The following is a 9,567-nucleotide window of genomic DNA, read 5'->3' as shown; positions in this document are numbered from 1 at the left end:
AGTGCTTTCACTTTAGCTTTCGATTCATTCTTTGCAATAACAAATACATTTTTATGCAACTCCTTAAATTTTTTACTATCGTAACCACCAAGGTTGACAAAATAAAGCTTTTCTTCAACGTGGGTAGGTTGTCTCGTTAAGGTAATATTATAATCTTCAGCACTTTCTAATATACCCCAAGCATCAATATGGAAACCTTTTCTTACACTCCACCATTTTGCTTTTACTTCTTCATAAGTATCTTCGATCTTTTCTGCTACTACAAAAAATATATCATGTAGCTCGATTAAAGAGGTTTCAGTTTTACCTCCAACATATATGACAAATATTTTCATGATACATGCCTCCTACTTTTATTCTCTTTATCATACTAAGTCTGTTCATTAAAAAATCAACAAAAATTAAGAATTTTTAGATGATGAAGTAAAACAGGAATAGATTAGACTTCTTGCATAACTGAGGAAATAATACCAAAAGTAATATTAGTGAAGGTATGAAATTTGAACAAATAAGTAAACTAGATGAAGAGGAGTTTCGAAGATTAACAGAAGTAAAAAGAAAAACATTCGAAAAAATAACAGAAATTTTAATGGAGTAAGAAAAAGGCAAGAGGAGGAAAACCAAATAAACAATGCATGTTTGTTAATGGCGCTAGAATATTTGCGTGACATATTTCATATTGGTATGGAATAAGCTAAAGTGCCTGTTATCGGTTGGATTGAGGATACGTTAATAAAACATTTACACTTCTGGAAGAAAAAGAGCTATTAGATTCGAATGTAGAGTATTAGGTTCTGGATAGTAGATGGAACAGAAATATCAATAGAGAGGCCAAAAAAAATTGGAATTATCCATATGAATTATGAAAGAGGTCTAATATAAATTTATTAATTTACATATGTATTATAATACACTATAAATAGGTAAATAATATGTATGTATGAGTGAGGTTAAATTAAATAGTAAAGAGAATTCTAACGACTTAGTATATCAAAATCAAGGGTCATTAGTAATTAACTATTGGCAAGACAGAAGTGATGACAAAAAAATCCTTGAAGGTAAAGCGGAAAATACAGATGAATATGATATAAAAAATAAAAAGCTTGCTCAAGAATGCGCTGAATTTGTGTTGCAAGATCTAAACAATCATAATTCTGGTGACACGCACTCACAGTTAGAGGATGATCCATACCAAACAAAAGATGATAATCAGCAAACCTTTTTCTTTGAAGAAAGTTCACTCTTAATTGAGCAAGAAGTAACTTTAATTGAAAATGAAAGGAAGCTGATTAGTGAGTTTTATAAAGAAATGCAAGACGCTAAAAGCAAAGCTAATACAAAAAGTGCTTTAGAATATATTAAATCCATAACGGATAAATATTTAGAGAGAGGGATAAGAATAAACTCATACTGTGATAATGATGGTGAGGTTATAGTAAATTTAATATTTAAAGAAATCGCAGGTGTTCTCGATAATATTGTATTTATAAACTCCCGCACTGTAGCTCCTGAAATGCAGCCCTATGATTCTTCTGATGATGATGAAGAAGATTACTACAACTTGGATATCATAAGAGAGATTGCTCATGGTTTATTACAAAAAGGAGGAAAAGTAAAAGAGAGCCTCTTTTATCATGATAGGATAAGATATTCGACCACTGCTTTTATAGATAACAATTCTTATAAACAATTTGATGAATATCTCATTGAACAGTATAAAGAAATGAAAAAAAAGTTAAAGGATATAGCATATGAGTGTATTGTAAACAAGAGCGAGCAAACTCAAGACAAATTAGAAGTAGAGATTGATAATATCTACTTTTATATAAGATATCCACAAACTAGTATAATTGAACCCGTAAAAATCATAGCCAATCAAGAAATAATAGATCGAGGACTCAGAGTTCACATATTAAAAATAGGAAAAAGTACAGTAAAAATTGATAATAGAGGAGAAAAAAGAAATTATGTAGATCTTACAGAAGGTAGTGATGTGGTATTAACTTTCTATACTAGTTTGGGAGAATTAGAAGTTAGATTATATCCTCATGAAACAGATAAAAACTTGATAAGAGTAGAAGTGAGTGATGAAGATCTACTGGAGGACATAGAAAGTTATAATGAAGAAATAGGACAAAATTGCTTATTGGGAGGTTTATCAGTTATTGAAGCTATAAACCGAGGTTTTTTTGTTAGATCTAGTGGATTAATGCGTCCTGAAGTAATAAGCGAGTCTAAAAACAAAAAGGTTTCATGGGCAGAACGTGAAGAGTTAAGAAGGGTTTCTAGGGAGGAAATTACTAGGTAGAAAGTATTAACTTTGCCTTAGCGTATTTATTATACAGGTAGTACAAAGCCATTTTTACACTCATATATCGTCAATAATCTATTAACAATTCCTATGGTATAATCAATTTTGAAGGCTTTAGTAAAGGGGGAGTATGACAAAAGCAAATCCAATAGTTACATTAAAGTGTGTGATTCATATAGGTTATTACAATAAAAGTGTCAGAGGAAATAAAAATCTGGACTTGTGGTAGTATATATACATTATTACAATCGTGACAGAAAATTTACCAATAAAAAGCAAGTGGATTCTAAAATCAAGTTACGTTTAAATTGGATAAAACTATATAAAAAACTAGGCCATGCAGGAAAAGTATGCCAACACTATAACATTTCACGCTTTACCTTGCGCAAATGGTATAAACGTTACGAGGAACTCGGTGAAAAAGGATTAGAGAATTTTAGTAGTAGGCCCAAAACCTCGCCTTTACAAAAAATTAATGCATCAAATGAGCAGCTTATCCTCGACCTAAGAAAAGCCAGAAAATTGGGAGCAAGACGCATTCAAACTGAATTAAAACGATTATACAGTTTCTCCTGTTCGTTGGCTACTATACACAAAGTTTTCAAAAAACATAATGTCTGTCTCTTGCGTATTAAACGTCACTATCGAAAACAAATAAAGCGTTATAACTGTAAAATACCAGGGGAGCGTATACAGATGGATGTATGCAAATAGCATCTGGGCTTTATCAATATACTGCCATAGATGACTGTACACGTTATAAAGTTGTTGCTTTATATTCAAGACGCACTGCAAAAAATACTCTTGATTTCCTTACACAACTACGAGAAAGGATACCTTTTTATTGTCAAAGAATTCAGACTGATAGAGGACAGGAATTTTTTGCTTATGAGGTGCAAGAATGTTTGAAGGAATGGAAAATTAAATTTCGTCCTATTAAGCCGTTTTCCCCACACTTAAATGGTAAAGTGGAAAGAGCACAGCGTACAGACTTAGATGAGTTTTACAGCAGTGTTACCATCAAGAGCTCTGAATTGCAAATTAAACTTAGGGATTGGGAAGAGTATTATAATAAACACCGCCCTCATAGTGCTCTTCAAGGAAAAACTCCTTGGGAAAAATATAAGGAACTGGAAAATACGATTCCTTGCTTAAGTGAAGTGCAAAGAAACTATATCTTATCAAAAGAGTCATTTGTCATGCAAAATTATAAACACAATCAGAGACTACAATCACTTCAAAAATGCAAATCTCTTAACAAGCCAACTAGTTCAGACTCAATCTGACAAGTCAATTGTAATAACCTCTATGAATCACACAGTTGATTTGATGATTTTTCGTATATACGGATTTCCTTCACTATAAAAACATGGTTCTATTTCAGCAGAAAAGGGTTGTTATGTGAGTTTGACTCTTGCTCAATAATTTGCTCTGGTTTCATATGTAATTCAACCACTATGGATTGAAATCCAAAGATTGAGAGAGAGCATAGAATGCTAACTTTTGACTTGAAAGTCACCAAATTTATCTTCTTTTTTAGAGTGATTTTCAATATAATTTTTTATCATTTCGTCAGTTACGTTTCCGCTAGTCCTGACAAAGTAGCCTACTGCCCACAAGTGTTTCCCCCAGTATCTTTTTCTCAGCTCTGGAAAGTTTTGCTGGATTTTTCTGGAACTTTTTCCTTTTATTAACTGCACTAACTTACTAATACTTAAGTATGGGGGTACAGAAACGTATACATGTACATGACTTGACGCAACTCTACCTCTGATAATTTCTACTTGATTATCCCTACATACTTCTTGTACAACTTCTTTAGTTTTCTGCCCAATATCTCCAACTAATACTGGATATCGATATTTTGTTATCCACACTATGTGATATGTACATTCATATACAGAGTGACTACTTTTTCTATAATATTCCACATTCTTTCAAATTTTTCACCTTAAAATTATATGCTTGAAAGGATGGACTTCAAGTCCAGGGTTTTTCTCCCAAATTTGGGACAATTAAAAATCTTTACTATTTATATTAATATACTCATATAATTTAATGTCAGTTTTTGTCACGCTGGTTTACATCAAGACTATTTTTAACCTCTTCAACATCTGCTGCTGCATTAGAAGTCCTTCATATTTTGCAATAGTGGTTTCCTTATAAATCCTTGAGTTTTTTTTGCAACAGCTTTTCCTATTATTTTCGATGTTTTCATCTCCTCTTGTTAAACAATGCAATCAAGACCATAAAATTTCTCCAATTGCTCACTCCACAGCATCGGTATTTCTCTCAAATCAACTAATTTCAAACCTCTCGGTTGTCTCCCATTTACTATGTCTTCTTTAATTTTTGGTGCTAAATAATTCAGCCTCAAAATTTGCTGTATACGTCTTGTACCTACGTTTATTTTCTTACTCAGCTCTTTCACACTTCTATATTTTCCTGCCTCCAGTTGACGTTTCCATAAATGAGCTCTCACCACTGCTTTGAGTAACGCATTGTTTGTTTTTCCTTCTGGTTCTACTACTGTGCATTTGTTTCCTTTCTTCTTTAAATTCATTAGTATAAATTTTTCCTCTGATTCAGAACACACTTCTATTCCATCTTCTTTTACCATTACTCCCTTTATTAACTTTTTCACTACTTCTTTCTGTTCTCTGAAACTTAAATTTTTCCATTTTTCTTCCCTCTTTTCTTTCCAATTTTCATATAGCTGCTCTGTCTTCCTCATCACTTCTTTTTCTACTTCTCCGGCTACTACTGTTCGGTTTACTGATTCACAATTCTTTCCTCTTAAATGATTATTGCACACGTAATATCGGTACCTTTTATTCTCCTTTTTTGAGTACGTCAGCGTCATATTTACACCACAGCTCTTGCACTTAATTATTCCCCTAAGCAATGCTTCCTCATATTTTGCTTTTTTATATGGTTGATTCTTTATTAATTCTTGTGCTTTTTGCCATTTTTCTTCTTCTATTATCGCTTCATGTTTTCCTTCATATTGTTTCTCGTAATGTCTTGTTTTTCCCATATATATTGGGTTTGTTATTATTCTTCTCACCGTCGCTTTCTTAAAGATATCTGATTTCCCTTTCGTACGGTACCCTTGGCTATTTAACTCTCTTGCCAGTTCTGCCATTGACTTCAACTCCAAATATCTTTCAAATATGTGCCCTACTATTTTCGCTTCTTTTTCATTTATTATTAATTCTTTATCTTTTACATCATATCCAAGCGGCACAGTTCCCCCCATCCACAATCCCTGCTCCTTTGATGTTGCTATTTTATTTTTTACCCTTTCTACGATCATTTCTCTTTCTAGTTGTGCTGCTCCTGATAATACCGTTTGTACGAACTTTCCCATTGGCGTATTATTGTCAAATATCTGCGTTACTGCTACAAAATTTACTCGGTGCCTTCTAAAAAATGATGTTACTTCGATGCTGTCTTTTGTTTCCCTTGATAGCCTATCCAGAGTATATACTACTACACAATCTATCTCTCCTCCTTTCACATCTGCAAATAATTCCTTTATCGCTGGTCTTTCTAAATTCTTTCCTGAGAAGCCTCCATCGTCGTACCTTTTGGTCAATACTACCCAGCCCTCTCTGCTTTTTATGTACTTTTCACATGCTACCCGTTGTGCATCAAGACTATTAAACTTTTGTTCTAGTCCGTCTTCATTTGATTTTCTCGTATATATCACACATCTTACTTCTTTTAGCATTTTCAACTTCCATTTTTATCACGCATCCCAAATAATAAAGGTCCGTTGTAGCTCATTCCCATTATTTTTCCTGCCACTGCTGACAATGATGTATAAAACTCTTCTTTGTAGATTAAACCCTTATCTGTTACCATCACCGCATGCGTTTCTTCCCCTCTCTCTAGTATTAATTCTGTCCCTTCTACTGGTAATTTATCGCTACTTATTCTTTTTCCTTTCTCTAGCCGATCTGCCAGATACTCTAGTCTTTTTGTCCCCTTTCTTGACATTTCTCCATACGCTTTTTCCTGCATTCTATAAGCTAATCTCGGTATCAGATATTTCTTTGAGTATCTAGGCGCTTCTTCTCCATATACCTTCTTCCATATTTTTCTCAGCTCACCCAAAGGTTTTCTCTCTAAATTCATTACTTTCTTTTCTATTTCTTCCTCCATATTTTTAGCCTTTCATAAATAACTTTTCAATTCTGTCTATTTCTTTCTTCAATACTTCAGTTACTTCTTTACTGGTTTTCGCATAATCCATCGCTGTCATTCCAAATTTATCCGCTTGCTCTATTTCTCCTCCAGCTTTCACTAGCTCCTCCACTATTTCTTTTTCACCTACCATGCACGCAAGGTGTAGAGGTATGCATTTATTTCCATATTCCTCAGCATTTACGTCTGCTCCTGATTTTATCAATTCCCTCACGATTTCTAGACGTTTCTCCGTTACCGCTAGGTGCAGTGCTGTGTATCCTTCTATATCTTTAGCATTCACATTCGCTCCTTTTTCGACTAATAACTCCACTGTTTTTACCTCTACTACATAATGTAGAGCTGTTCTTCCATTCTTGTCTCTTGCATAAATATTTTTATATGAGTTCTCTAATAGTGACTCCTCTTTTCCTTTTTTACTCATGACCTACCTCACCTTTTCTTTGAATTTAAATCCCTTTTCTAAGCCCTCCTTTTCACCACCTCATCTATCATCTCATTTACTTGGCTCATTATTTTGCTTGCTAAATTTTCACATTCTTCCTTTATTAGTGATTTGTCTCTCTTTCTTATTTCTTCTATCTCTATTATTTTTAGCTCCGGCATATAGCTCCCATTCAGCATGTCTGCTATTTCTCCCACTATCCTCTCTATTCCATAGCACGTCAGTTCTCTACTTTTTGTTATTCCTCCTTTTTCTCTCAGAAATTTACTCGCCCTTTCACTCTCTTTGCTATCACATAGACGATACTTTTCACTTTCCCAAATGTAATACATTGGTGTTGCACCATATTTATTCAGTTGATTAACCTCAGCTCCTGCTTTTACTAGCTCTTTTATTATTTCAACTCCTGCTCCTCCTATTTTGCATGCAGAGTGTAGTGGCGTACATCCAGTGACATATTGAGTGGCATTTACTTCTGCTCCTTCCCTTAGCAGCACTTTTACATTTTCTAAACTCTTTGCGAATACTGCACAGTGTAGAGGTGTATAACCATTTTTATCTCTTGCATTTACCTCTGCTCCTTTTTTTATTAATAATCTCACTGTTTTGTAATCAGAGATTTCTACTGCTTGATGCAAGATCGTCTCTCCTTCTTCATTTCTTTTATTAATATCTTTACTTGATACTTCTTTAAAAAACTTACTCTTGCTAAAACTCATTTCATACCTCACAAAATTAGCTTTTCTAGCGCCAGACAAATTTCTTATATTTACCTGCTGCTATTCAAGTCATGTCCTTTTTAGCATGAGAAAGCAAGTCCTTTTCTTTTTATTTCATACACTTTTACCTATTATTAATATAATATATGAGGATCTAAATATAAGTATTTAACTTATTATACACATTACTTGACTATTTTTCCAACTTCTGTGCAAATGTCGATGTTCGTGCCACTTCAGTACTCCCGGGTAAAATACTAAAATGTGCTTTTCTAATTCGTGTATTGAGTCTTTTTGCTCTGAATCCAAATCATTTTTATAGTAAACGTTGTGTTCTGCTAAAACATATTTTCTGACCTTCTGATCTGTATAATTTTCTACTTTATAGTTGTGAGTAACGCTAAACCTTTCTAAAATTGGTTTGTGTTTTAAATTCCAACGTTGCCATGAAAGTTTATCGCTTCCCAATACAAATTTATTTCCTCTTTCTTCTACGCTACTTACTGGAAAGCACGTATTTATGTCTCCTAAATCCCAACTGTCTGATAATACTATCTGCGCTTTTGCAAATTTAATCGATGGTAATAAACTCTGTGGTAATGGATATAGTGCTTTTAAGTTGTAACACAAATGATCTCTTTCATAGATGCCTTTATAATCCCTTGTGTGAGGCTCGGTTTCTCCAAGGATTGCTACATCTAGGCGATATATATCATTGCTTAAAGCTCGTTCATAATGATCGCGTAGATAGTTTTCTATAATCCTAATAACTGGACCACTAGACCTGAAAAAATTTACTCTTCCAAATGATAACACTGGTCCATCTTTTTCTATTTTTACCCCTGAATAATCAGAAAGAAGATCTCCAAATAAACTCTCATCCAATATAAATCTCTGCACATTATAATAATCGTTAAAAATCCTCATCAATCTGGATCTTACAGGCAGTGATAGTTTTGCCAGCTCTACTACTGCATCTACGAAGAAGTCATTTGGTACCTCTTTTATCCCTACTTGCAACTCAAAAAAGTGTTTACCGGGTGGCTCTTCAATAATTGTAATATCTTCTATATTTGCCCATTTTAATGCTATTTTCAGTGAGGCAGGTGTTCCACGGAGTCTTTGAAATTTTACTCCTTCTTTTATCGATTTCTTCTTATCCTTCACCCATGATAGAATTTCTTCTAACCCGTATTCTTCAACCAACCACGGCAATATTTTTTCCCCTGGGCTAAATTTAAACCCTCTTATCCTGCTTGGATCAACTTTATAATCAATTGCATTAACCAGTGCTTGCTCTTGCTTTGTTGCGTTTGGCGGTAATAAACTTTTCATTTGTCTTTTCTTTCAAGTTGCTTTAATTTCCTTTATTTAGGTAGCTTATGAGTAAGCAAGAGATCATTGCAGAACTGATCAAAAATAAAGATGTTCTTAATATCAAAAACACTTTCCTTAATATTTGACCATATTATCCATACTTTAAAAAACAAATTACAACTTCTGGAAGAAAATCAATACTTTCCTCTCCCTAACATTGGATCCAGTAAACCTTAAACCACTTATTGCACGCAATCCCCTCACTGGTACGATTCCACAAAACAAAAAAATACGTTTTAAATCCTATCTAACTTGACGTAGCCAAGCACTGCACACTCATTCCCCAGAACCACAACATCCTCTCTTGGCTCGATTAATTCTACGTTTTCTACACCCTCTACAAACAAATTTGCTATTATCCAAGATCTTGTAACATTCCATCCCAGCCTTCTATTTGCTTCAAACTTCTTAATGAACTGCTTCTTGATTTCCTCCTTCGATATTACAGGACTTATGCTCATTCTGCTGTGAATATCTATTTCCGTAATATTGCAACCAATTACTGT

General features: G+C 33.7%; 8 protein-coding genes and 2 pseudogenes. 2 read left to right on the top strand and 8 right to left on the bottom strand.

The features are described 5' to 3' along the window. The coding region (locus DM84_RS02795) for a DUF1543 domain-containing protein (protein WP_250778227.1) at positions 1–335 on the bottom strand (335 nt) is incomplete at its 3' end. A gap of 605 nt (positions 336–940) precedes the next feature. Here DM84_RS02795 and DM84_RS02790 point away from each other — a divergent pair. Further along, the gene (locus DM84_RS02790) at positions 941–2,308 is read left to right on the top strand and encodes a hypothetical protein (RefSeq protein ID WP_250778226.1); all 1,368 of its coding nucleotides are present in this window, start codon (positions 941–943) and stop codon (positions 2,306–2,308) included. 282 nt (positions 2,309–2,590) lie between these two features. After that, positions 2,591–3,597, top strand: a pseudogene (locus DM84_RS02785) (IS481 family transposase). Between the two features lie 210 nt (positions 3,598–3,807). On the opposite strand, the gene tnpA reads toward DM84_RS02785, so the two are convergent. The 7 genes and pseudogenes from tnpA to DM84_RS02750 form a co-directional block, all read right to left on the bottom strand. Next, on the bottom strand, positions 3,808–4,242 hold the full coding sequence (tnpA, locus tag DM84_RS02780; RefSeq protein WP_250778225.1) for an IS200/IS605 family transposase: 435 nt from the start codon (positions 4,240–4,242) through the stop codon (positions 3,808–3,810). Positions 4,243–4,538: 296 nt separating this feature from the next. Beyond that, complete coding sequence (locus tag DM84_RS02775; RefSeq protein ID WP_250778224.1) at positions 4,539–6,044, bottom strand: recombinase family protein; 1,506 nt, start codon at positions 6,042–6,044, stop codon at positions 4,539–4,541. Between the two features lie 2 nt (positions 6,045–6,046). Then, complete coding sequence (locus DM84_RS02770; protein ID WP_250778223.1) at positions 6,047–6,478, bottom strand: DUF2924 domain-containing protein; 432 nt, start codon at positions 6,476–6,478, stop codon at positions 6,047–6,049. Positions 6,479–6,482: 4 nt separating this feature from the next. After that, a complete protein-coding gene (locus DM84_RS02765; protein ID WP_250778222.1) occupies positions 6,483–6,944 on the bottom strand; it encodes an ankyrin repeat domain-containing protein in 462 nt (153 codons plus the stop codon). A 38-nt stretch (positions 6,945–6,982) separates the two neighbouring features. Next, entirely contained in the window at positions 6,983–7,684 is a 702-nt protein-coding gene (locus DM84_RS02760; protein WP_250778221.1) for an ankyrin repeat domain-containing protein, read from the bottom strand. A gap of 168 nt (positions 7,685–7,852) precedes the next feature. Then, positions 7,853–9,019 carry a phage tail protein gene (locus DM84_RS02755; protein WP_250778220.1) on the bottom strand — a complete coding sequence of 389 codons (1,167 nt, stop codon included), beginning with the start codon at positions 9,017–9,019 and terminating at the stop codon, positions 7,853–7,855. 278 nt (positions 9,020–9,297) lie between these two features. Continuing rightward, positions 9,298–9,567: pseudogene (locus DM84_RS02750) on the bottom strand (baseplate assembly protein); the annotation flags it as partial.

The sequence above is a fragment of the Wolbachia pipientis genome (assembly GCF_023661085.1).
Lineage (GTDB): Bacteria > Pseudomonadota > Alphaproteobacteria > Rickettsiales > Anaplasmataceae > Wolbachia.
The sequence above is the reverse complement of the archived record's forward strand: the minus strand, read 5'-3'. Positions and strand labels throughout refer to the sequence as shown.